Source organism: Streptomyces sp. NPDC005808, from assembly GCF_042871385.1.
Taxonomy (GTDB): domain Bacteria; phylum Actinomycetota; class Actinomycetes; order Streptomycetales; family Streptomycetaceae; genus Streptomyces.
The window spans coordinates 1-23,687 of the sequence record NZ_JBIAIK010000023.1 but is presented as its reverse complement, the minus strand read 5'-3'; the positions used below and the strand labels follow the sequence as shown (position 1 = coordinate 23,687).

19 protein-coding genes are annotated in these 23,687 nt (G+C 69.3%); 7 read left to right on the top strand and 12 right to left on the bottom strand.

The genetic code is table 11. The annotated features are described in order from the left end of the window. Positions 1-387 precede the first annotated feature (387 nt). Both ACFYPC_RS34280 and ACFYPC_RS34275 read left to right on the top strand, forming a co-directional pair. The gene (locus ACFYPC_RS34280) at positions 388-3,540 is read left to right on the top strand and encodes a HEAT repeat domain-containing protein (protein ID WP_391891043.1); all 3,153 of its coding nucleotides are present in this window, start codon (positions 388-390) and stop codon (positions 3,538-3,540) included. 82 nt (positions 3,541-3,622) lie between these two features. Further along, positions 3,623-5,893: a Helicase associated domain protein gene (locus tag ACFYPC_RS34275; RefSeq protein ID WP_391891041.1), complete on the top strand. Its 2,271-nt coding sequence runs from the start codon at positions 3,623-3,625 to the stop codon at positions 5,891-5,893. 227 nt (positions 5,894-6,120) lie between these two features. Here the strand turns inward: ACFYPC_RS34275 and ACFYPC_RS34270 are convergent, their stop codons facing one another. The 6 genes from ACFYPC_RS34270 to ACFYPC_RS34245 all read right to left on the bottom strand — a co-directional run bounded on the left by ACFYPC_RS34270 (position 6,121) and on the right by ACFYPC_RS34245 (position 12,205). After that, positions 6,121-7,107, bottom strand: coding sequence for a hypothetical protein (locus ACFYPC_RS34270; protein WP_391891039.1), 987 nt, complete (start codon positions 7,105-7,107; stop codon positions 6,121-6,123). Then, positions 7,107-7,682, bottom strand: a complete 576-nt coding sequence (locus ACFYPC_RS34265) for an RNA polymerase sigma factor (RefSeq protein WP_391891038.1) — start codon at positions 7,680-7,682, stop codon at positions 7,107-7,109. The genes ACFYPC_RS34270 and ACFYPC_RS34265 overlap by 1 nt, the downstream gene beginning before the upstream one ends. Further along, positions 7,660-7,908, bottom strand: coding sequence for a hypothetical protein (locus ACFYPC_RS34260; RefSeq protein ID WP_391891036.1), 249 nt, complete (start codon positions 7,906-7,908; stop codon positions 7,660-7,662). Before ACFYPC_RS34260 ends, ACFYPC_RS34265 begins: the two co-directional genes overlap by 23 nt. A gap of 324 nt (positions 7,909-8,232) precedes the next feature. Next, on the bottom strand, positions 8,233-8,790 hold the full coding sequence (tpg, locus tag ACFYPC_RS34255) for a telomere-protecting terminal protein Tpg (protein ID WP_391891034.1): 558 nt from the start codon (positions 8,788-8,790) through the stop codon (positions 8,233-8,235). A gap of 6 nt (positions 8,791-8,796) precedes the next feature. After that, a complete protein-coding gene (gene tap, locus ACFYPC_RS34250) occupies positions 8,797-11,058 on the bottom strand; it encodes a telomere-associated protein Tap (RefSeq protein ID WP_391891032.1) in 2,262 nt (753 codons plus the stop codon). Between the two features lie 199 nt (positions 11,059-11,257). Next, entirely contained in the window at positions 11,258-12,205 is a 948-nt protein-coding gene (locus ACFYPC_RS34245) for a hypothetical protein (RefSeq protein WP_391891030.1), read from the bottom strand. A 227-nt stretch (positions 12,206-12,432) separates the two neighbouring features. On the opposite strand from ACFYPC_RS34245, the gene ACFYPC_RS34240 reads away from it, so the two are divergent. From ACFYPC_RS34240 to ACFYPC_RS34230, 3 genes are all read left to right on the top strand, one after another. Next, on the top strand, positions 12,433-12,915 hold the full coding sequence (locus ACFYPC_RS34240; protein WP_391891028.1) for a LysE family translocator: 483 nt from the start codon (positions 12,433-12,435) through the stop codon (positions 12,913-12,915). A gap of 103 nt (positions 12,916-13,018) precedes the next feature. Continuing rightward, positions 13,019-13,618, top strand: a complete 600-nt coding sequence (locus ACFYPC_RS34235; protein WP_391891027.1) for an AMP-binding protein — start codon at positions 13,019-13,021, stop codon at positions 13,616-13,618. A 51-nt stretch (positions 13,619-13,669) separates the two neighbouring features. Beyond that, the gene (locus tag ACFYPC_RS34230) at positions 13,670-14,164 is read left to right on the top strand and encodes a GNAT family N-acetyltransferase (RefSeq protein ID WP_391891025.1); all 495 of its coding nucleotides are present in this window, start codon (positions 13,670-13,672) and stop codon (positions 14,162-14,164) included. A 33-nt stretch (positions 14,165-14,197) separates the two neighbouring features. Here the strand turns inward: ACFYPC_RS34230 and ACFYPC_RS34225 are convergent, their stop codons facing one another. The 3 genes from ACFYPC_RS34225 to ACFYPC_RS34215 form a co-directional block, all read right to left on the bottom strand. After that, positions 14,198-15,331 carry an IS630 family transposase gene (locus ACFYPC_RS34225; protein WP_391891023.1) on the bottom strand — a complete coding sequence of 378 codons (1,134 nt, stop codon included), beginning with the start codon at positions 15,329-15,331 and terminating at the stop codon, positions 14,198-14,200. Positions 15,332-16,087: 756 nt separating this feature from the next. Next, positions 16,088-16,756 carry a hypothetical protein gene (locus ACFYPC_RS34220; RefSeq protein ID WP_391891021.1) on the bottom strand — a complete coding sequence of 223 codons (669 nt, stop codon included), beginning with the start codon at positions 16,754-16,756 and terminating at the stop codon, positions 16,088-16,090. 285 nt (positions 16,757-17,041) lie between these two features. Then, a complete protein-coding gene (locus ACFYPC_RS34215; protein ID WP_391891019.1) occupies positions 17,042-18,460 on the bottom strand; it encodes an FAD-dependent monooxygenase in 1,419 nt (472 codons plus the stop codon). Positions 18,461-18,721: 261 nt separating this feature from the next. Between ACFYPC_RS34215 and ACFYPC_RS34210 the strand changes: the two genes are divergently transcribed. Continuing rightward, positions 18,722-19,702, top strand: a complete 981-nt coding sequence (locus ACFYPC_RS34210; protein WP_391891017.1) for an ABC transporter ATP-binding protein — start codon at positions 18,722-18,724, stop codon at positions 19,700-19,702. Continuing rightward, the gene (locus ACFYPC_RS34205) at positions 19,702-20,448 is read left to right on the top strand and encodes an ABC transporter permease (protein WP_391891015.1); all 747 of its coding nucleotides are present in this window, start codon (positions 19,702-19,704) and stop codon (positions 20,446-20,448) included. The genes ACFYPC_RS34210 and ACFYPC_RS34205 overlap by 1 nt, the downstream gene beginning before the upstream one ends. 140 nt (positions 20,449-20,588) lie before the next feature. Here ACFYPC_RS34205 and ACFYPC_RS34200 read toward each other — a convergent pair whose 3' ends face one another. The 3 genes from ACFYPC_RS34200 to ACFYPC_RS34190 form a co-directional block, all read right to left on the bottom strand. After that, on the bottom strand, positions 20,589-21,485 hold the full coding sequence (locus tag ACFYPC_RS34200) for an ABC transporter permease (protein WP_391891013.1): 897 nt from the start codon (positions 21,483-21,485) through the stop codon (positions 20,589-20,591). After that, positions 21,482-22,441: an ABC transporter ATP-binding protein gene (locus ACFYPC_RS34195; RefSeq protein WP_391891011.1), complete on the bottom strand. Its 960-nt coding sequence runs from the start codon at positions 22,439-22,441 to the stop codon at positions 21,482-21,484. The genes ACFYPC_RS34200 and ACFYPC_RS34195 overlap by 4 nt, the downstream gene beginning before the upstream one ends. A gap of 130 nt (positions 22,442-22,571) precedes the next feature. Continuing rightward, positions 22,572-23,687 (bottom strand): KR domain-containing protein (locus tag ACFYPC_RS34190; protein WP_391891010.1); only part of this gene is annotated, 1,116 nt, incomplete at its 5' end.

The window sequence follows — 23,687 nt, the reverse complement described above, 5'->3', positions numbered from 1 at the left end:
ACCCGACCACCGCCCATGGAACACCGCCCGTGTACGTCGGAGTACCTTCGATATGAACACTTTCCCCGGAAGGCCATGCTCAAAGAGTGCCACCTGCCACTGACAACCGGACGGACGCGTTCAGCTCCTTGCGCCGTGCCGACTGAGGCTGTCACACGCATGCCGACCTTGCTCCCACCCCTGTTCTCCGCCCGGTCTCCCCGCCGTCCAGAGGCACTCAGGACCGGATAAAAACGGCCACACCAAATGGCAACCCGACCTCGAAGCACGCGGCGGCGCCGACGCCCCGGTCGCCGAAGGCGGTAACAGCGTCCGTTCCGATAACGTTCGCCGTGCCTGCCCGAGGCAAACAAGCGCCGCAACTCGGTGGCGAGCAAGGAGTGCAGGATGGCTGCGAGGCTGGCCTCTGAGGAAATCCGTCTCAGTTCGCTTGTCAGCCGGCGCAGTGAACTACCCCTCACCCCACCCCTCTCCGCCCCCGATGCGCTGCCCTTCGGCGAGCTGTCTCCGCCTGTGTTCGAACGCGTGGTCTGCGAGGTCATGTGGCTCGTCGATGGGATGAACGACATCCGCGGCTACGGCCGCTCCGGACAGGACCAGGGCGGACTCGATCTCATTGGTAGGCGGGAAGGGAAGACGCACGTCTACCAGGTGCGCAGGATCGTCTCCCTGTCCGCGCCCGCGCTCCGTGCGGCCGTCACCGACTTCACCGGCCCGTCCCGCACAACGGCCCCCGAAGAGGGGTGGTCCGAGCGTCGGTTCAACACGGTGCGTTTTGTCCTGGCAACCGGGTGCATCGTCGATGACACGGCCGTGGAAGACGAACTCGTCGCCCTGCAGGAGCGATACCAGGACGACATAGACATCGATCTGTACGACGCACGCGCCCTTTCCCGATTCCTGCGGGAACGCCCGTCCATTGTTGCTGGCGTCTTCGGTCCAGAGTGGGCCAAGGCATTCTGTGGGGTGGAGACGCCACCGGTGTCGTCCCTGCCGCATGGCTACGCGCTGTTGAACGACCCGCTCGAGCACCTGGGCCTGGCGGACGCCCTCCACCGCGCGCAGCAACTCGCGGAGACGGAACCAGGGTCGGCTGCCGAGCTCTTCGGCGATCTGGCGCTTGAACTCGAACAGGCCTCATTCACCGGGCATGCCGACCAGCTGCGCACACGGCAGCGCGACCTGCTGGCGTCCGCAGGACAGGCCGACGCGGCCTTCACCGTCGCGGCCATGTTGATGCTCGACCGGTATGACACCGGCGATCACATGTTCGTGGATCAGCACCTGGAACGGCTGGCTTCCGACGCCGGCGGCACCGCATCCAAGATTTATGTGGTCTTGAAGGCGCTGGCGGACTGGTTCGAGTACGGATACGACCTCGCGCCGGTCACGACCGCGCTGGTGGCTGTGGTGCAGGCGGGCGATCCCCTGGCAGCCCGCCTGGTGCTGGCGGTTATCGAGCAGATCGTTGCCGATGAACACCCCGACGATGATACGGCGGGGCTGGCTGATCTGGCTTCCGAGGTTGTCACCTCTCAGGCAGGGATTTTGCGGATTCGGCTGGAGTGCTGTCTGGCGGACCTGGCCATACGAGCCGGACAGAGCCCAGAGGATGCCTATGCCGACCTCGACCGGCGCGCTCTGGGCGGCCGCATACCGGAACGCTCTGCGGTCCTGGTGCACATGCGCCGCGGCCGCGCCCTGGCCCTTGCAGACCACGGAAGCGAGGCCATCGAGGTCTACCGGCGCGCTGTCTTGGCCGCTACCCGAGAGGGTCTGGGAGGTGACGCCCGGCACGCCCTGCGATCCATTTCCTTTCTGTCCGACCAATACAACGCCGGGTTCAGGGAATCGTCCCAGGCCATGCTCTCGGCCCGCACGGTCGGCGCCAAGGGCGCACGGCTCGTCGGCCTCTCCTTCAACCCGGCCGTCAGCGCGCTGGAAGCCCTGGTTGACGACAGACTGCCGGACGCCTTGCGGGCCTCGCACCAGTGGCTGTGGCAGGACCGGATCTCCGGTGCGCTGACCGACGAGAACCTCGCCCACCAGCGCTACGGCGAAGTCTTCAACCGCGCCGGAGAAACAAAGCACGCCGTGCGTCAACTCGTCCTTGCCGGCCGCAGGAAGGACGTACGCTCCGCCGCCGCATCGCTTCTCGAGTACCTCGATGTATGCGACCTCCTGGAGGTACGTGCACGGTGGGTATGCAGCGCGGCCGCAGCAGTGATCGGCCAGCAGGCGGATCTCATTCCTGATAGGGCCGTCGCGGGCATCGCCGCCCGCCTGACGGAGATCGTCACCACAGGCGCGCAGACGGAGTCGACAGGCATCCACCCGGTCCAGGAGGCCCTCGGAGCGCTTGCAGCGCTCGATGAGCGACTGCCAGCGGCGTCAGCGCAACAGGTGCTGCCCCTGTTGGTCGAGTGGATTCCCAGAGAGCCGAACGTCTCCCGGCTCTTCGATGAGCAGACGGTGGCTTTTTTCGGTGCCTGCATCAAGGCCGAAGTGCCTGTAGCCGATCAGGCCGCCCAAGGCCTGCTGGATGCATGGAAGCTCGACATAAAAGGTGCTGAAGGTCTGCTTGCCGGCCTTCGCGCCCACCTGCCGTCGGCCGTGTCAGTGATACGCGAACGGGCGCAGCAAGGACACACCGGGGCATCGGCCCTTCTGGCCGATTGGCGGGTGGACGACCCGTCCGTCGGCGAGACCGCGCGGCAACTGGCCGACACTGTACTGGCCGAGCCGGTGGGGACCGTCCGCCCCTTCTATGCCATGGGGACTTCCGCGCGGCAGTGCGCGGCATACCTCACAATATGCTCCGATGACCAGAGCAGCGTGGGCACAGGCGAGCCGATCAGGCTCTTGCGTGAACGTGTCACAGCGCATCTGCTGCTGTGGGCCGAAGATCGCGCCGACATTGCCGACCGGCGCTCCGAGGCCGTTCGCGCGCTGTCCATCCTCGCTGAAACCCTGCCGGCGCCCGTGCGAGACGACACGTTCGAACGGCTCATGGACTTGTACCACGATCTCACAGAGCACCCGGCCAACGCCCTCGACCGACACACCCAGCACCCCCTGAGCCGCTACAAGATCAACACTGGAGGAGACTGGCGTCTGCCCGCGGAGATCCTGCACGCCACCGCTGTCCTCGCCGCCACCGCCGAACAAGCCATCCGCGTCGAACAGCGCCTGCTCCCCCACCTGACCCATCCCGAACAAAAACCAGGCCACGGCTGGCTGCAGGCACAGACCGTGCTCGCACTCGACCGCCTGACTCTCGCGCCGACGTCCCTAACGGCCACCCACCCCTCACCGTCCATGCGGCAGACCGCCGTGATCTGCTGGGGTCGCGCCGATCACCGGGATCCGTCCCTGGCACGCATCTTCGCCGAGGACCCCAACACCAACGTCCGCCACAACCTGGCCCACACCCTCGCCCAACTCCCCCCGGACGAACGCCTCGAGTACCAAGCCATCACCGAGCGCCTCCGCACCGACAACAGCGCACGCGTCCGCCGAGCCACCGCACAGATCCCATAAACACGACGCTTACCGACACAAAGCTGCGCCCGAGGCACCGACGACATACACGTCATCGGTCCCGTGACTGTCACCTCAATCCATGCGTCGCGAACATGTCCGCGACGCATCTGACCAGCTCACGAACATCCCGATCATCTTCAGGATCGGTAAAACGGACGAGGCCCACGGAACCGCCGGTGATCTTGGTCGGCCGTGGGCCGCGATCCACGACAACAGCCGCATCCCCGCCGACTTCCGGCTCTACCTGACCGCCACCCCGCGCATCCTGGCAGCTCCCCAGCCGCGCAGGGGCGCAGACGGCCAGGAGGCGGAGATCGCGACCATGGCCGACGACCCGAAGGGCACCTACGGCGCGTGGCTCGCCGAGCTCGGGCTGTCGGAGGCGATCGAGCGGGAGATCCTCGCCGGCTTCGAGATCGACGTCCTGGAGATCCGCGACCCCTCGCCCGTCCTCGGGGAGTCGGAGGAGGCCCGGCGCGGCCGGCGCCTGGCGCTCCTGCAGACCGCGCTCCTGGAGCACGCAGCCGCCTACAACCTCCGCACGGTCATGACGTTCCACCAGAAGGTCGAGGAAGCCGCCGCGTTCGCGGAGAAGCTGCCCGAGACGGCGGCCGAGCTGTACATGAACGACGCCTCGGACGAGGACTTGGCGAAGGCGGAGAAGCTGCCGAAGTCGTCGATCGACGCGGAGTTCTACGAGCTGGAGGCCGGCCGCCACGTCCCGCCGGACCGGGTGTGGTCGGTGTGGCTGTGCGGCGACCACCTCGTATCCGAGCGGCGCGGGGTCCTGCGCCAGTTCGCCAACGGGATCGACTCGGCCGGGCGCCGGGTGCACCGGGCGTTCCTCGCCAGTGTTCGCGTGCTCGGTGAGGGCGTGGACATCACCGGCGAGCGGGGAGTCGAGGCCGTCTGTTTCGCGGACACCCGCGGTTCGCAGGTGGAGATCGTGCAGAACATCGGCCGAGCGCTCCGGCTCAACAAGGACGGATCCACGAAGGTCGCGCGGATCATCGTGCCGGTGTTCCTGGAGCCCGGCGAGGACCCCACCGACATGGTCGCTTCCGCCAGCTTCCGCCCCCTTGTAGCAGTCCTTCAGGGCCTGCGCTCACACGATGAACGACTCGTCGAGCAACTCGCCTCCCGCGCCCTCACCAGCGGCAAGCGCAGGGTCCACGTCCGGCGCGATGAAGAAGGGCGGATCATCGGGGCCGGCGGCGAGGACCAGGAGCAGGACGACACCGACGCCGCTGCTGAGTCGGCCCTGCTGCACTTCTCCACACCGCGCGGCGCGGCGACCATCGCGGCCTTCCTGCGCACCCGGGTATATCGGCCCGAGTCGCTGGTGTGGCTGGAGGGCTACCAGGCCCTGCTCCGCTGGCGGGCGGAGAACGAGATCACCGGCCTCTACGCCGTGCCCTACGACGTCGAGGTGGAAGTGGGGGTCACGAAGGATTTTCCGCTGGGGCGCTGGGTCCACCAGCAGAGGAAGGCGCTGCGGGCGGGTGAGGTGGAGGAGCGGCGCAAGACCCTGTTGGACGCGCCGGAGGCCGGGATGGTGTGGGAGCCGGGCGAGGAGGCGTGGGAGAACAAGCTCGCCGCGCTGCGGTCCTACCGACGGGCCATGGGGCACGTCGCTCCGCGTCAGGACGCGGTGTGGGGCGAGGGCGAGGCGATGGTGCCCATCGGGCAGCACATGGCCAACCTGCGCCGGAAGGGCGGCCTGGGCAAGGACACCGAGCGGGCGGCACAGCGCGCGAAGCATCTGGCGGCAATCGACCCGGACTGGGACTGCCCGTGGCCGCTGGACTGGCAGCGGCACTACCGCGTCCTTGCGGACCTGGTCGACGCCGACGGCGTACTGCCGGCCATCGAACCCGGGGTCCTGTTCGAGGGCGATGACCTGGGCAAGTGGCTGGAGCGGCAGAAAAATCCGGGCACCTGGGAGCTGCTGTCCACCGAGCAGCAGGAGCGACTGTCTGCGCTGGGCGTACAGCCGCTTGAGGCGCCGTCTCCCGCCCCGGCGGCCACCCGCACGACGAAGCCGGGCAAGGCGCAGCAGGCGTTCCAGCGCGGCCTGACGGCCCTCGCGCAATGGGTGGAACGGGAGGGGCCGGACCGGCCGACGCCGCGCGGCCACGCTGAAGAGATCGCGGTCGACGGCGAGACGGAACCGATCATCGTCAAACTGGGCGTATGGACATCGAACACCCGCGCGAGGTGGGACAAACTCACCCCCGACCAGCAGGCCGCCCTCGCCGCCCTGGGCGTGCCCTGGGCACAGGCAGCGGTGCCGGCCCCGTCCAACCCAGCATCGGTGGACGGCAGTCCCGTCCAGCCCGGCAGGGAGTGAGTCACTGCCGCGATGCCGATCAGGTTCACCTGAGCCGCACTACTCGTGGACCGGCAACTGCTCTGCGCGCGTCCCGGACGGCACGTCGTCGTAACCAGTCAGATTGAAGACGGCCCACGTAGCCCTTGCACCTACGCAATTCCCTGGCGAGCACGGCCGGCGCCATCCCCGTCGCCTGACACAGGCAACACAGCTCCGACCTGGATGCAGCATCGCCGAGCAGACGTCTAGGCATCGGCGTGGACCACGGAGTCGCATCCCTCGGCTGCGACCACGAGGACTCCTTGCTCTTCGTCGGACGGCAGTGAAGCACGGCGCACCCGGGTTTCCCACTGTGCCGGCCACAGAGTCGTTGCGTCCCACAGGATTCCCTCCAGGGGCACGTCGTCCAGCTTGGCGCCGGTGAGGTCTGCTCCGACGAAGTCATTGCTGGCCCGCTCGACTTCTGCGACAACTCCGGCCAGCGCGTCGGCATGCCCACAGCCGTGGGTCAGATCGTCGATGAGGTCCTGGGCGACTGCCCCGACGCCGAACAGGTAGGCGCGTCCGGTTGCCTGGAGTGCGGTGACGGAGGGGGCCAGTTCTTCATCCAGGAGTTCCCGGATGCTGTGCAGTTCGTCGGCAAGGCGCTCGGCCGGGTCGGCGAGAGCGGACTCGACGGCGTTGAGGTAGTCCAGGCCGCTGAGGGCAGCCTGGGACCGGTGCGGTTGGGGCCGCCGGGACATGCCCTCAAGGTGTTCTCGGAGGTGTTCCACCACAGCGTCGGCACGGCCCACCGGCTGTGCGCTGTCGCCCAGAAGGTCATACAGGTCCTGGCCGATGCGGACAGCGGTGCGCATGGCCTCGGCCAGATCGGAAGGCCAGTAGTTGTGCACCAAGCGCAGTGCCCCTTCACGGTATTTCACTCGGATCGTCGCAGGGCGGCGGGCCAGGTGGCCCCGGGGCCCGAGACTCGCCTGGAGTGCGGAATTGTGCTGAGCGGCGTAGTCGTCCCGGGACAGGCGGCGGCTGACAGCCTTCCCCGTGGCGCTGTGGGTCGCTGCCAGGAGGCGGTCCAGAGCAAGGTCCGGGGCACGCAGTTCGGGCGGCCCGCCGTGGGCGTTGAGGCGGTCAACAATGGCAATGCCCAGTCGACGGTGCATAGTTGTCAGCAGGGTGTCGAGGTCGTCGTCGTGTCGGCCGTTTCCTTCCGCCGTGCGGGGATCGCTGCCCATCACGTCTTCCTCCTCTCGTCGATGAACCGGCCTTCCAGCCGCAGGCCTTGCTTCAGTGCGGCTCTCGCGCGGGCCAGGTTCTGGCGGACGGCCGCCTGAGTGGTCCCCGTCGCGCGTGCGCTTTCCTCAGTGGTGAAACCGTCCAGATGCCAGGCCATTGCGGCTCGTTGTTTGGCCGGCAAATGCTGAAGAAGGGAGATCACCTGGCGTTCCTCCTCTCCCAGTTCGGCGGCGTGGTCCGGGGTCTGCCAGCGCAGGCCGAGCTGCGGTTCGGGCAGGTCCGCGCAGGTCTCTTCGAGTTTCACCTGCTGGCTTACCCAAGACCGCCATGCCACCGTGCGTAACCAGGCGCGAGGGTAGGTGATCGTGACGCCTGGCGCGCACATCTGAGTGAAAGCGTCCTGCGCGGCGTCCTGGGCCTCTGCCCAGGACGCTCCCTGCAACAGCAGGAAGCGGACCAGAGCGGGATACTGCTCGTCATGCAGGGCCCCGGCGAGCTGGATACCCGGCAGCGGGGTGGCAGCTGTCTCCAGCGGCTCGGCAAGGTGCAGGTCAGTGCTGCCGGCGTCGTCCACGCTCGCCACCCCCGCTCCGGCCGGCGGGCTCCGCCTCGCGGCCGTCACGGTGGGGGGCCGGTGCGGTGGACCGCCCGGTGAGGCAGCGGACCCGCTCGGTCTGCGCCGCCTCACTGATGCGCGCCATCTCGACAGACACGTTCAACCGCCGCTGAGCGATCTTCACAATGGCGTTGATGACACTGACTGCCACGGTCACCACCGCTGCGGTGATCACAGGCTCCATTCCGCACCCTTCCCTTTCTCGTACAGGCTTCCAGCCCAGCCTCACGCACCTCGCGCACCTCAACAGTGCGATTTCTCCTAGGAGTTGTGACATCTGCCTGGTCACGAGACTGTCCCTGCACGGGAAGACGGCTGGGGGTGGGGCGGCAGCCCACCGTCATTTGAATGTGCGCTCCTGAAGTGCACGCTGCAGGACGAGCGTTGGAGGGGGCCAGCCAGATTCGCACTGCCGACGCAGGTGCGGAGCCCGAGTCGGGCAGGGCCGTAGCCCCACCACACGGTCCGGCGGGCGTCAATGTGGTCGACGGTGGTCGCTGTTCGGGGTCTACAGGTCGAAGTCGAGGTGTTCGATGTCCGTGAAGCGGACCTCCTCCAGGGTTCCGGCGCGGCGGCCACCGTCCTGGAAGTACACCTCCTTGAGTGCTTCTGCGGCGATCTCCTTCAGCTGCTGCTCGGTGGCACCCTGCTCCTGGGCGTCGAAGAGGCGGGCGGCGTAGCGGGGCGGCAGGGCAATGGTCAGGTGCCGGATGCGGTCCTGGTCCGTCGACCCGATCGGCGCGGTGTAGCCGAGGCGGGCGCGGGTGTCGATGACGATGCCGCCCGTGGTGGCCGCGGTCTGCTTGGCCCTGGCGCGGATCTGCGGCTGCCACCGGGCCTTCACCTCGCGCTCCAGGCGCGCGGCGAGGTCCGGGCGCGGCTTTTTGATCTGGTCCTTCACGTACCGCTCGACGGTGCGCTGGGAGATCCGCAGCATCTGGGCGACCGCCCTGGTGCCCTTGTACTGCTTGACCAGGTACCGCATCTGCGCGCCGGCCGACTTCGGGACCGGGCGGGTGAACGCCCGTTGCACCGCCGCCTCCAAGCCGTCCCCGAACATGCTCATCGCCTGCTACTCTCCGTTGTCCTTGTCCGTGACCTGCCCGTCCTTGATGTACCGGGCGAGGTTGAGCTCGGGAGCGTTGAACCGCTCGCGGACCTCCTCGCCCCACAGGACGGACTGGGTGCCTTCGTGCTTGACCAGGCCCGGGTTGATGCCGAGCTTGAAGCCGCCCGGCAGCGGCTTGCCGTCCCGGTAGGGCAGGACGTCCAGGGGGCTGGTGCCGCCTGCCGCGTAGACGACACAGTCGGACAGGACCGCGATCGGGTATTGGCCGGTGAAACTCGCGTGCTTCACGATCTTGCGGTGCAGGTTGATCCGGGTGCGGGAGATGACCGCCGCGCGGATGTCGGGCCGCCACGTCGGGCGGGACAGGGCCCGCCACGGCTCGCCCGGACGCCAGCCCTCCCCCCGAGGGCGCTCGCGCAGCTTGCCCAGGCCGCCCTTGACCGTCGCCTTGACCGCTGAGACGACGATCGCCAGCTCCGGGTCACGGTCGCGGTAGCCGTCCATCGCGGCGAGGAAGTCGGCCGGCGCCAGGTCGGCGTCAACACCGAGGTCGGCCATCGTGGCGAGGTAGGCGTCACGCAGCCGCTGGTACCAGCCGTCCAGGTAGCGGCCGTTCTCGTAGCGGACGTAGGCCTCGAGCGGCGTGACGTCGTAGCCGAGCTCCACCGCATACGCCACGGTCGGTGTCGCATACCAGGCCGGACCCTCGGGACGCTCGCCCTTCGGTGTGAACGGGCTGGGCAGCAGACTCGCGTCCAGGTCCGCCCACTTGTCCTTGCCGACCTTCACCCTCGACAGATCCGCATGGGAGAGGTCGACCAGCCACGAGCCGGGCAGCTTCGCATCGAACACCGGCGCCCTGACGTGCGTCGGCGTACCGAGGCCGACGACCAGGCCGTTCGCGCCGGCGGCGAAGGCCATGTTCACGTCGATGCCCACCAGGTGCCGCAGGGTGCATTCGGCATCCGTCATGGGCCGCGCCCAGTCGTACGCCTCCTCGAACAGCTTCTCCCCAGGGCCGCGCACGTGGAAGCGCGGCAGATCCGCCAGGAGCGGGTGCCCGTCGGGGGCCTCGCACGGAGCGCAGTCGACCGGGTCCTTGCCCAGACTGCCGGGGTTGTGCTCGGAGTGCCGCTTACCCGTCGCGTCCGGCTCGGACGCGCGGGTCGGCGGGTGCAGCGCGGTCATCAGCTCGAGACCGGTCACGGCGGTGGAGCCGCGCGGGGTCATCACCCGGGACGCGTACACGCCCAGCACACGGGCAGCTTCCGCCGGCGGAAGCTGCCCGGCGGTGCCCCAGTGCCGGGTGTCCAGCGCGTTCCACGACGGGATGCACAGCTGCACACAGGCCCGCTCCGAACCGGTGACGGGGCGGTAGATCCGCGCCCACGGCCCGAACCCGCGTTTCGTCAGCTTCCAGTCAGCGCGGACCAGCTGCTTGATGACCTTGTGGCCCTCCGGGATCCGCCCGGCGAGCCGCTCCTCCTCCGTGAGAGCGACGGGCAGGCCGTAGCGCTCCAGCGCCGACACGGTGAGCACCAGCAGCGGGTCGGCGTCCTTGCCCGGCCCGGCCAGCTTCGGCTGCCCCAGCTTCGCCTCGCGCAGCGTCCAGTCGACCAGAGACGGCAGGGACTTCGCGGGCACGTCCAGGACCAGGCCGCCGACGCAGTACGCGTACGCCTGGCCGTCGGCGTCGACGTCAATGACGGCGAGCGGACCGTTGGCGAACCGCGCATCGGCGCCAACCGGTGGGGCGCCGGTGGGGGCCGCCTTCCGCGTGCCCGGACGGCGCGACGCCGCCGCCGACGTTGTCGTCGTCCTGGTGGTACGCGCCGGACGCGACGCGGCAGCCGGAGGCACAGCGTTGGCGGCGGGGCGGGTCTGAGTGTTCTGCTCGGTCGTCATGGCCACAGCCTCGGGCGCCGCGTCCGTGGGCACAGGCTGCGCCTGTGGAGCCGGGGCGGAAGCGCACGACAACGTCTCCGCAACGGCCGTGCCCTCAACGGGCTCCGTGGCGTTGGGGTCGGCGGGGTAGAGCTCCGCGAGCTTGCCGAGCAGTCGCGCGTACCCCTCGCGTTCCGGCGGCCTCGGCTCGGTCTTGCCCGACTCCCAGCCGCTCACGGTCGCCCGCCGCACATCCAGAGCGGCCGCGACCTCATCCAGGGTCAGGCCGTGCGCGGTACGCAGCCGCTTGCGTTCCGCCGGCGGCGGCAGCGTCGACCGGGACGCGACCAGCGCATCGATCCGATCGAACAACTCGGACATGAAACACCTCCTGAGCAACACCCTAACCCATGAACCGTACGGATAGCGTACGATTACCGTACGCAATGCGTTGCGGTAGGCGTTGCGGAAGGCGTCGGTGCTGGAGTCCTGCCCTGTGTCCCGTCCTCGCGGCCCCTGGATCCGTGCGCCGCGGTCCGCCAGGAGAGACAGCGCAGGGACGGCTCCCTCTCGTCCGCGGTCAGCCGGTCCAGGGCTGCCACCGGTCTTCCTGCGCCGGGTCGATACTGCTGAGCCACACCAGCGCTCCACCGATCAGGCCGGGCTTGTCCCCCGTGGCCAGGACCGGGGCTTCGAGCAGGTCGGCTGCCTCTTCCAGATAGGTGACCAGCGTGTCGAGTACTTCACCACGGCCTTCGTTGTAGCGGGACCACCGGCCCAGGTAGCCACTGTCGGCATCCAGGTACAAACCCGAGGTGCGGTCAGCCGGACCCAGGGCCACAACCGGAATCCAGGTCGCCTTCCACACGGTGATCCGCTCGCCCTCGGGGCGGTCGGTGTTGAGGACGTCCTCGCGGGCCTGGGAATCCATCTTCAGCCGGTGGACGGCGGCCACGGCGTCCAGGGTCAGCAGGGCCCTGTTGCCCGGAAGGCATCCCCAGCCATCGCCCCCGTCGTCGCCCGCAGTCAGCAGCCACAGGGCGTGCAGTTCGACGGGTATCCGGATGCCGAGGCCGTCTTCCAGGGCGGCGATGGCGGCGGGGCCGGCGCCGGCGCGGAGTGCAGCGTAGGAGTCGGGGGCGTTGTGCTTCAGCCAGCCGGTGATACGCCGCCAGGCATCGGCGACCTCCCGAACGGTGACCGCGGCAGCCACAGGATCGGCAGACCGATCCGGGGCTCGGCCCTGCCCCTGGTCCCGGGCGTCCGTGGAGGGCTCGGTGGAAGAGGCCGCTCTCAGAAACCGGATCTCGATCCGGTCCGGCTCACGGACGTAGCCGACGGACAGGTCGGGGCAGTCCTCAAACATGTCGCCGTCAACCGTCACGGTCAGGATGCCGGGCAACCCCGAAGGCCGGCCCATGCCAGGCTCGTCGGCCAACTGACCGGCCAGCGCCCTCAACGCGTAGGGAACGCCTCCCCCGAGCTGGGCGGCGACGTCGCTCACGACCGGCTGGATTTCGACCTTCACAGCCTGCTGCTCCTCGCTGGTCCAAATAGAGGGCGGTGCCCCTCACACACTAGGACGCCCGCACTCACCGGCGGGGGGGCGCGATCCCTGCCTTGCGGAGGCAGGGCAGGCGGTGGTGGGCCCCTCCAGGCAGCCGCTACGGGTTGTCGCCACACATCACGCCGACATCAGTAGATCCATACGCCGGGCCGGCGACCAACTGACCTTCCTCAGGGCGGACTTGCCCGATGGCCTGGGGCCTCACCAGCGCGGTGGGGGCGGCGGCCCGGCCGGCGGCCTCCCCTACGGGCTTCAGGATTCTCCAGACCATCGGCGCGCTCTGGCTCGTCTGGCTCGGTGTCCGTGCGCTCACCACCGCGCGCTCTCACGGGACTTCGCAGGGCGACGGACAGATCGGAGCGGCTGAGGCGTCGACCCGCCGGAGCTTCGTCACGGGGCTGTCGACGAACCTGCTCAACCCCAAGGCCCTCGTCTTCTACGTCAGTCTGCTGCCCCAGTTCATCCCCGAGGACGCTCCTGCCTTCTCGCTGACCCTGCTGTACGCACTGGTGCACGCCGCGCTGAACATCGCCTGGTTCGGGCTGCTGTCGTGGTGGATCCCGGCCGCGCGAAGGCTGATGCGCCGGGACCCCTTTCAGTCGTGGATCGAGCGGGTCACGGGCGTCGCCCTGGTGGTTTTCGGCCCGAAACTCGCCTCTGCCGCCGTATGACCACGCAGCAGGCCGACTCGCCTTCCCCGGCAGGGAACACGGAGTTGACACAGTGCGCGGGCACACGTTGGCCGGCGCACTGCGGGCGTCCCAGGATGTTGGCATGCTTCTGCAGCGTGTCGCCAACAAGGGGATCCGGCTGGGGACGGTCTTCGACCGAGCGGCGGCCCGCCATCCGGCGAGCCCCGTACATCTGGACCACGATCTCGATATCGCGCCCGGGGTCGGGCGCCGCCCGACGCTCACGGAACTGGCCTATCTGGTCGACGACTTCGCCTCCCGGCTGTGGGCCGCGCGGGTGCGCCCCGGAGAGCGGGTGGTCATCCACAAGTCGGACGGGTTCGACATCTCGTTGCTCGCCTACTGCGTCGCGCGCGTCGGTGGCGTTCCGGTGCTGCTCTCCCCGAAGCTGAACGGCGCCACGGTCGCCGAACTGCTGCGGCGGATCGGCCGGCCCACCCTGGTCACCGACGAGACCAAGCCGGCGCGGGACCTTCCGGCCGAGGTCTTCGAACTGTCGGAGCGGGTGCTGATGGCCGCCAGCGGCTTCCCAGGGGCGGTGCCGCTGGCCTCGCTCGCCGGGTGCGAGCGCGTGCCCGCGGTGACCATGCCGCAGAACCTGCCGGCGCTGATCACGCACACCTCGCGCACAACCGGCCCGCCGAAGCTAGTGCCGTATCAGGCAACGTTCGCCCCGTCTTGAGTTGCCCCGTGCGCCTTGCGGTGGGGTGGGCGAGCTGGAAGGCTCCCACTCATGCCGATCTTGGTCAGGGCTGCAGAGCGGGAGGATGTGCCCGCGCTTGTTCGCCTGCGTCTCGCGAATGCTGAAAGGCATGTCCAACTCGATCCGGCCATCTACCGGGTGCCCGGCGTCGAGGCCGTGCGCAGGCATTTCGAGGAGGTGCTTGCGGCCGAGTCCAAAGTGCTGATCTTGGTCGCCGAGGCGGTGGGCGAGGTGGTGGGCATGGTGGAGGTAGTCCTGCTGGCGGACCCCCCGGACCATCAGATCCTCGCTCCCCGCCGCGCGGCCGAGATCCACACCGTCGTCCTGGACGGGCATCGCGGCGAGGGCGTCGGGGCGGCCTTGCTGATGGCGGCGGAGAAAGCCGCCGCGGAGCGCGGTGTCTTGATCATCTATGCCGGCATCTTCGCGCCGAACAAGGGAGCCGTTCGCTTCTACTCCTCGGCTGGCTTCGGGCCGCGCGGAACCTTGCTGAGCAAGGAGCAGGGCGCGCCCTCGGCAGGCTGATGCGTCGCCGGCCGGAGAGGGGGTGGCCAGCTGCTATGCGATGTTCGCCCGAGCCACGACCTTGCGGAGTCGTTCGTCAGCGGTGGGGCTGTTTCTCCAGATGATGTAGCGGCGGATCATGCTGCCCTGCTCTTTGTGGGTGGCGTGGTCGGTGCCGTCGAGGGTGAAGTAGTGCAGGGCGGTGAACTGGGCCTCGATGCGGTTGAGCCAGGAGGAGTTCGTCGGGGTGTAGGCGATCTCGACGTTGTTGGCCGCGGCCCAGGTGCCGACCCGCTGGCATTTCTTCGTGGTCAGGTGCGGGGAGAAGTTGTCGCAGATGATCGCGATACGGACCTTGTCGGGGTAGAGGGTGCGCAGGTAGCGGCAGAACTCCAGGAACTGGGTGCGCCGCTTGACCGGTTTGATGTGGCCGTAGAGCTTGTCCTTGGCCAGGTCCAGAGCTGCGAACAGGTGCCGTACTCCGCCGTAGCGGTTGTAGGTCGCCCGCCGCCTGCGGCGCGGCTCGCGGTCGGGATCCTTGTGCTTGCCGCCGCGCTCGGCCCACTGCCGACCGGGGTGGGGCATCAGGTTGAGCGGGCCGAACTCGTCCACACAGAAGACCACTTCAGGCTCGTCGTCCTCGGGAAGGACCTCCCCGTCGGCGATCGCATAGAGGTGCTCGACGCGGGCCTTCTTGGCCGCGTAGTCCGAGTCGCGGGAGGTCTTCCAGGTCTTCAGGCGTTGAAAAGAGACGCCTTCCTCGCGGAGCAGGATGGGCAGGCCCTCGTGGCTGATGTCGTCGACCGCCCCCTCCGCGACCAGGAAGTCCGCCAGCTTGGACAGACTCCAGGTGGAAAACGGCAGGTCGTGCTCAGTCTGCCTGGACTTCGCGATCTTCTTGATCTCGCGCCGCTCGGGCAGCGTGAAGGTCTTCGGCCGGCCGCCCTTGTACTTGGGATAGAGGGAGTCGAATCCGTCGGTATTGAAGTTGTGAATCACATCGCGAACCCGGTTATCGCTCGTGAACGACACCTCGGCGATCTTCGCCACCGGCATGCCCTGCGCGGACAGCAGGACCATCTGGGCCCGCCGCCAGGTCACCACCGACCCGGTGCCCCTGCGGATGATCCGCAGAAGCCGCCTGCCTTCGTCATCGTCGATCTCACGGACACGTACTCGTTCTGCCACCCGCTCAGCCTGACGGCAACACGCCGCACGGAACATGGCCCGAGCGGCGCGTCACATCACGACAGGGCAAACGTTGCCTGATACGGCACTAGCCGTCATCGGCAGCGGGTGGTCGAAGGGCCCCGGATTCCCCTCGATGCCGTCGAGGGGAATGGCCCGCCGGAGTAGCTGATGCCGAAGCGGACGTTGGCCGGGCCGCGGGCGGGGCCGGAGACGCGGTAGAGGAGGACCGCCCAGACGGTGTGGAGGGCGGCGCTCTCCGTGGTGTTCCAGCGCGCCGCCCAGGCGGCGAGGCGCCCGGCCTCGCCGGGGGTGAGGCGTGCGCCGGTGCGGCCAGCACCCGCTGTGTCCGTGGTGGAGCTGGGGGGCGTGCCGGGGGTGGGGTCTGCGGTGGGCCGGAGGTGGTACGGCGTACGGCGACGGGGTCGCGGAGGTCGGGCCGGGGGCTGTGGTCACGTTCGCGTGGCTCGGGGCGGAGTTCGCCCTGGGACAGGGGCTCCCCGGCGAGGTAGGCCCGGTAGAACTGCCGCCGCAGGTGGCGCACGGTGTGGCTGTCGAGCAGGGCGCGGTGGAAGGTGAGCACGACGTACGTCGACGGGGCGCTGCCGGCGTGAGTGGGGCGGGGGTCGGCGTCGGCGGGGCCGCCGTCGAGGAGGGCGGCGCGAAGGAGTGCGGGGCGGCGCAGGTCGAAGCCGCGGCTGCGTTCGTGTCGGAGGAGTTCGGGCCGGTCGGCGAACGTGCCGTGCGGATGGTGTGTCACCTCGGGGTGACGTGGTCGTGCACGACGGTCATCGGGTGCGGGTCCCAGGAGAACGCGGTCCGCAGGACGGCCTCGTGTTCGGACACGGCCTGCCACGCGGCGGCGAAGAGGCCGGGGTCGAGCGGGCCGCGCCAGCGCCAGGAGAGCTGTTCGATCTGGTGCTGCGGAGCCTGGAGGGCGTCGACGAGCCGCTCGCGCTGGACGGGGGTGATTGGAGCCGTTCTTGGCGTACGGCTCGGGGTGGCGGGGTGGTGGTGGGAAGGCCCGACGGGGGTGGGCGGCGTGGCGCCCGAGTCGGTCGACGGACGCCCCGGCTCGGGCGGCGTCGGCCTCGGCTTGGGCGGGGTGGTGGGGCGGGGGTGGGCGGGTATGGGCCGTGGGTGCGCCGGGGTTGGTTGGGTGAGGAGGTCCGCCAGAAGTCCGGCCGGGTACGGGGCTGTAGGGGTCGACGCCGGCAGGGTGAGGTTGTGGTGCAGGGGGCTGTGCCGGACGAGACAGGGGCGGCCGGAGCCCGGGGGGTACGCGGCGATGTGGTCGAGCGCGGCCTCGAGCGCTGCCGGGTCGAGCAGGCCGCGGAGTTCCAGTGCGGGCGGTTCCTGGGCCTCTCCCGCCAGGGTGAAGACCACGGTCATGGCTGGGTCCGCGAAGTGGTGGTCGTCGGTCATCGACGATCCCCTCCCTCCTGTTCTCGGGTCCGCCTGGCGGCTTGCCGGCGCTGTGCTGGGCGAGGGGGGAGTGTGGAGCCGGGTGTTGCTGCGCCTCGCCGGTGGGCGCTGCTGCGCAGTGGGCCGGCGAGGCGCGGTGCCGGATCCCACGCCGCCCCTGACGGGGGATGACCGGGGCGGCGTGGGATCCGGGCGACCCTCCTTCCGGCAGGGACCGGGAGGAGGGTGGGCTGGGGTCGTGCAGGGGGTGGGAGGAGGTACGGCCGTGGGGTCGGCGGGCCGGGCTCAGCGCCCGGTGTAGGCGCCCGAGCGCAGGACGGCGAGTTCCTCCGGCTCCAGCGGCGGATCGGTCAGGGCCGGTACTTCGAATCCGCGGCGTAGGGCGGCGAGCAGCCACGGCGTCTGGATCTCGGCGATGGTGGTGGAGAGGGTCATCAGGCCGACGGCGGCGCGGCTGACCTCGCGGTTGCGGGTCGCGACGCTGCTCATCACGTCCGAGTCGCGTCGGCGGGTCCCGTCGTCGTCGTTCAGTCGCGGGTCGTGGCTCTCGACCTTGCAGCCGGGGTAGCTCACATCGTTGGACGTTGCCAGCATCCACGCGTCGTCGACCGCCTGGGCGATGGCGCGCTGCGCGGCGCGGCCGAGGCCGGGGTTGAGGTCCCGTAGCTGTATCTGCTTCTCGAAGGCCGCGACGCTGCGGGCGGCAGCGCTCATGCCGTGCCCGTAGACGGGGTTGAAGGCCGTCGCCGCGTCGCCGAGTACGACCAGGCCCTCGGGCCAGGCCGCGAGACGGTCGTAGTGCAGGCGGCGGTTGACGGTGGAGTGGGAGCGCTGCACGCCGGTGAGCGGCTCCAGATCGGCGATGAGGTCGCCGATGAGGGGGTGCCGGACGCCTTCGCGGGCGTAGGCCATGAACGCGGCCTCGTCGGCGGGCGGTTCGCCGCCGCGGGTGCCGGAGAGCGTGACGATCCAGCGGTCGTCCTCGATGGGCATGAGGACTGCGTTGCGGCCGAGCGTGCCCGTGCGCGAGTCGGCGAGAATGCTCACGAGGGGGAAGGTGCCGGTGGCGGTCTGCGGTGCGCGGAAGACGCGCGTCGCGTAGACCATTCCCGTGTCGACGGTCTCCTCCTGCGGAGCCGCGATGCCGAGGCCGTCCAGCCAGCGTTTCGTGGAGGAGCCGCGGCCGGTGGTGTCGACGACGACGTCGGCCTCCAGTAGCCGCTCCTCGCCGGAGTAGCGGTCGCGGACCCGGATGCCGGTGACCCGCTGGGCGGTGCCGACCGGGGCGAGTACCTCGGTGCGCTCGAGGAAGGAGATGCGGGAGTTGCGGAGCGCCTGGGCGCGCACGGTCCAGTCGAGGAGCGCGCGGCTACAGGCGAGGGTGAACTGGGTCTCCGGAAAACGGTGCTGCCATCCGAAAGGGGTGTAGGAAACGAGTCCGTTCGGAATTCCGATGCGGTGCGCGCCCGCCGCTGTCAGCCGATCTGTCGTACCCGGGAGGAGTGCCTCCATGATTCGGGCGCCGCCGGACCACAGAATGTGGCAGTGGCGGGCCTGTGGAACGCCCTTGCGGGGCTCCGGTGTCTGGGGGTATTCGTCCCGGTCGACGACGGTCACGTCGTCGACATACCGGGCCAGCATCGAAGCGGTGAGCGTTCCGGCGAGACCACCGCCCAACACCACGGCACGTCGAATACTGGTCATCGGTCACCCGGTCCTTCCCACGGTGTGGAATCACGAACTACCGTACGGCGAATGGGGGTGCCGTGATCTGTTCCCCCCGGGGCGCCTTCTCAGAACAGGGGTGACTAGGGGTACGGGTAGGGGTAACCGGTACATTTCCCCAGGGCCCATGGCGAAATCGCAGTTCATCGTGGTGGCGACGGCCGGTGGATGTTTCCGTACGCCTGAAGTGCCTACTTCTCCGGGTACCGAATGGCTGGTCGTCCTCATAGAGTTCCGACCATGACGACAACACACAGGGCGACACCGGTGGTGGCATTCACCGGCGCGGTCAAGGAGTTCGGCGCGGTGCGCGCCGTCGATGGACTCAATCTCACCATCGGACCAGGCGCGAGAGTCGCCCTGCTCGGTCGCAACGGCGCGGGCAAGTCGACGTCCATCGGCCTGCTGCTGGGTCTTGACGACCCGTCCTCCGGCACGGTGGAGCTGTTCGGGCAGGCCCCGCGGCACGCGGTGCGCGACGGCCGGGTCGGTGCCATGTTGCAGGATTCCAAGCCGGTTTCCCGGGTGACGGTGCGTGAGCTGGTGTCGTTCGTCGCCAGTACGTATCCCAAGCCGATGCCGGTGAGCGAGGCGCTGGATCTGGCGGGGCTGACCGACCTGGCGGGGCGGCGCGCGGACAAGCTCTCCGGTGGGCAGGCCCAGCGGGTCAGCTTCGCCGTGGCGCTGGCCGGGGACCCTGATCTGCTGGTGCTCGACGAGCCGACGGCAGCGCTGGACGTGGAGGCCCGCCGACTGTTCTGGCAGTCGATGCGCGCGTTCACCGATCGCGGCAAGACCGTGCTGTTCTCCACGCACTACCTGGAGGAGGCGGACCAGAACGCCGACCGGATCGTCGTCATCGACCGTGGACAGCTGATCGCCGACGGCAGCAGCGTCGACATCAAGCGCACGGTGGGCAGAAGCATGGTCTCCTTCTCCCTGCCGGACGGGGCGGTGCCGGCCGGTCTGGAGGCGCTGCCGGGGGTCCTCTCGGTGGAGGTCGTCGACAACCGGGTGCGGCTGCGCACGTCGGACTCGGACGCGACGGTGAGCGCCCTGCCGGGGCTGGTGATGCCGCGAGGTCTCGAAGTCGCCCCCGCGGGCCTGGAGGACGCGTTCCTGAGCCTCACCGCGCACCACTCGGGTCCCGGCGCGGACCGCTCGTACACCTCCTCCGCCTCGACCGACTCCTCTGTCCAGACCCCTAAGGCAGGCGCGTGATGGCCAGTCCGATCACCCTTGTGTCCAACTACGTCAATCTCGAACTCCGTCGTACGTTCCGTGACGCCGGGTTCGTCATCTTCGGCATCGGCACTCCGGTGCTGATGTACATCATGTTCACCAGTGTGGGCGGGAAGGCCGAGGGCGCGGGCGAGTGGGCCGTGACCGCGATGGTGGGCCTCGCGGCGTACGGTGCGCTGAGCGCCGGCCTGAGCACCGGCACGGCGGTCGCCGAGGACAAGGCCGTGGGCTGGCTGCGGCAGCTGCGGATCACCCCGTTGTCGCCGGCGCAGGTGGTGCTCGGCCGTGCGGTGACCGGTTCGCTGATGGTGCTGCCGGCGATCGTGGTGGTCCTGCTCACGGCCATGATCGCCAACGGTGTGCGGCTGGAGTTCTGGCAGTGGATCGTGCTGACCCTGCTGCTGTGGGTGGGCTCGCTGCCGTTCACGATGTTGGGGATCGCCAACGGCTACCAGCTGTCGTCGCAGACCACTAACGTCACCAACATCGTCTGCAACCTGGTGCTCGCGCTGGTCGGCGGACTGTGGTTCCCCATCTCCGAGTTCCCGGGCTGGCTGGCCTCGGTGGCCAAGTGGACCCCGGGTTACTGCTTCGCCGAGTTGGGCTGGAACACGGCCGACGGCAAGGCGCCGGGGATGACCGGCGTCCTGGTGCTGGTGGCCTGGCTGCTGGTCTTCGGCGCGTACGCGGCCTACGCCTACCGCCGTTCGGGCCGCAAGGCCTAGGCGCGGACCTCGCGGGGGTACGAAGGCTCAAGGCGCGGACCTCGCGGGGTACGGACGAGACGAAGGACTGTGGGCGGCACCCGGGTGGGGTGCCGCCCACAGTCGTACGGCGGTGCGGGGTACGGGGGTACGGCGCCGGATCAGTCGACGGCGCGGCGGGTGAAGCCGCGGATGCCGACCGCCGAGGCCATCACGATCGCGGCGGCGAGGACGGCGAGGTCGATGCCCAGCGGCACGGAGTCGGCCTCGTGGAGGAGGACCGAACGCAGGCCCTCGTTGATGTACGTGATCGGGTTGATGCCGACGACCACCTGGAACCAGCGCAGCCCGTGCAGGCTGAGCAGGGAGTACTGGGCGGCCGCGGTGAACATCAGCGGCGTCAGGGCCAGGCCGAAGACGACGCCGACGCGGCGGGCCGGGACGACGGTGCCGAGGACGAGGCCGAGGGCGCCGCCGAGGAGCGCGCCGAGTACGAGCACGAGCAGGATCGGCGGGAGGTCGGCGGCCGGCCACCACGGCACGCCCAGGACGAGGATGCCGACGGGAATCATGACGGCGGCGGCGATGAAGCCGCGGATGCCGCCGAAGACGATCTTCTCCAGGGCGACCAGCCGGATCCCGACCGGAGCCATCAGGCGGTCCTCGATCTCCTTCGAGTACGAGAAGTCCATGATCAGGGGCAGGGCGGTGGCCTGGAGCGCGCTGATGAAGGCGGTCAGACCCACGATGCCGGGCAGGAGCAGCGGAACGTAGGCGCTGTCGACGTAGTCCATGTCGACGAGGACCTTGCCGAAGACGAACAGGATGAAGAGCGGCTGGAGCAGCGCCTCCGCGAGGAACAGCCACGGCTGGCGCGCGGTGACCAGGACGTCGCGCCACAGGATGGACCCGAAGATGCGGCCCTGTGACGCCTTGCGCGGACCGGTGGGCACGGCGACCGCCGGGGCGGCGGATCCGGCCCCGGCCGTCCGCCCGGAGGCGGCGGTGTCGTCGGTCGTCGCCGCGTCCGTCGCGGTCGCGGGTGTTGTGAGAGTCACCGAAGTCCCCTGCCAGTCATGTGAATGAAGACGTCCTCGAGGCTTGCCTCCCGGACGGCGAGGTCCCTGACCTCGCAGCTCAGTTCGCCGAGCACCTTGAAGACGCCGGGCAGCACGTCGCCGGCGCCGGACTCCACGCTGAGCACGAAGCGGTCCTCCTCCGGCTCGGGGGCCGGCATACCCGGGAAGGGAGGCACGGCGGGTGCGCCGGCCGTCACGAACTCGGCGGCGGCGACCCACGGAACACCGGTGAGCGCCTCGGTGACGGACTCCGTGGTCTCGTCCCGGAGGTTCAGCTTGAGGGTGAGCGTCGTGCCGCCCGGCAGCGAGCGGATCAGGCCGTCGGGCGTGTCGACGGTCAGGAGCTTGCCGTGGTCCACGATGCCGATGCGGTCGCAGAGTTTGGCCGCTTCTTCCATGTCGTGCGTGGTGATCACGACGGTCACGCCCCGGCGGCCGAGGTCCGCGACGAGGTCGTGGACGAAGAGCCGGGCCTGTGGGTCGAGGCCGGTGGCGGGCTCGTCGAGGAACATCACGCTGGGGTCGTGCATGAGGGCGCGGGCGATCATCACGCGCTGCGCCTGCCCGCCCGACATCTGGTCCACCAGCGCGTCGGCCTTCTCCGTGAGCTGCACGCGCTCGATGAGCTCGTCGGCGCGGCGGCGCCGCTCGGAGCGGCTCAGGCCGTGGTAGGCCGCGTGGAACATGAGGTTCTGGCGCACCGTCAGGGAGCGGTCGAGGTTGTTGTGCTGCGGGACCACCGCCAGCACGCCGCGCGCCTGGTCCGGGTGGGCGATCACGTCGATGCCGTCCAGGAAGGCACGGCCCGACGTGGCCTGGGCCATCGTGGTGAGCATACGGATGGTGGTGGTCTTGCCGGCTCCGTTGGGGCCGAGGAGGCCGAAGACCTCGCCGCGCGCCACGGTGAAACTCAGCCCGTCGACTGCACGGGGCATACCCGGCAGGTACTCCTTGACGAGATTTTCGACTATCACCGCGTCAGGCGCGGCTGTGTCCGTGTCTGGCACCTTGTGCCTCTCCATCGAAAGAACAAAACTCGTACACTCGCTCGACCGCTGTGCGCGATCAGGATTTTCCGAACTCGCGCTGGATGAGCTCGAACAACTCGTCCGGTGTCGCGGTCTCGAGAAGATCGTCGGCTGCTGGTTCCGAATTGTTCCGGTTCGCCCCTTGTGCCGCATTCCATCGGGACAGCAGCGCTTCCAGTCGCTTGGTGATGTCCGCTCCGTCCGCGCCGTCCGAGGAAAGAGACGTAAGAATGCGCTCCAATTTCTCGATCTCCGCGACGGCTTCGGTCTCCTGTACGGGACCGCTGCCGCTGTCGCCGCCCGAGAGACCCGCGTCACGGTCGGTGAATTTCTCACCGAGATGACGTACGAGAACGGCTGATGTCGGGAAATCGAAGATCAGGGTCGCGGGAAGCTGGAGTCCGGTCTGCTTGATCAGGCCGTTGCGCAATTCGACCGCCATGAGGGAGTCGAATCCCATCTCGACGAAACCGCGCCGCGGCTTGATCTGTGCGGGAGCCGGAATTCCGAGCACGCGGGCGGTCTCACCGCGTACGAGATCGAGCAGGACACCTTCGCGAGCCTCCTCGTCCCCGGCGGCGGCGAGACGCTCGCGCAGAACGGCGGCCGCGTCGGCGGCACCTGTGCCCTTGCCCGTGCCGTTGCCGGCCGCCCCGGCCTGCGTCTGCGCGGCGGCCGTCTCGGCGAGCCGCTGGTTCTCGGGCAGGTCGCCGAGGAGCGGGCTGGGCCGCATGGCCGTGAACGCGGGGGTGAAGCGGTCCCAGGTGACGTCGGTGACGACCAGGCTAGTCTCGCCGCCGACCAGCGCCTGGCCGAGCGCCGTCAGGGCGCTCTCCGGGTCCATGACGGGCAGGCCGCGACGGCGGAGCATCTCCTCCTCCTCGTCCTGGACGAGCCCGCCGCCACCCCAGGGACCCCAGGCGAGGGATGTGGCGACTAGCCCACGGGCGCGCCGCTCCTGGGCCAGAGCGTCGAGACAAGCGTTGGCGGCGGCATAGCCGGCCTGTCCACCGCTGCCCCATACGCCGGCGATGGAGGAGAAGAGAACGAACGCGTCCAGGTCGGACTCGGGGTCGGAGAAGACGGCGTCCAAGTTGGCCGCTCCGGTCACCTTCGCGTGCAGCACATCGGCCAGTTCGGCGGTACCGATCTC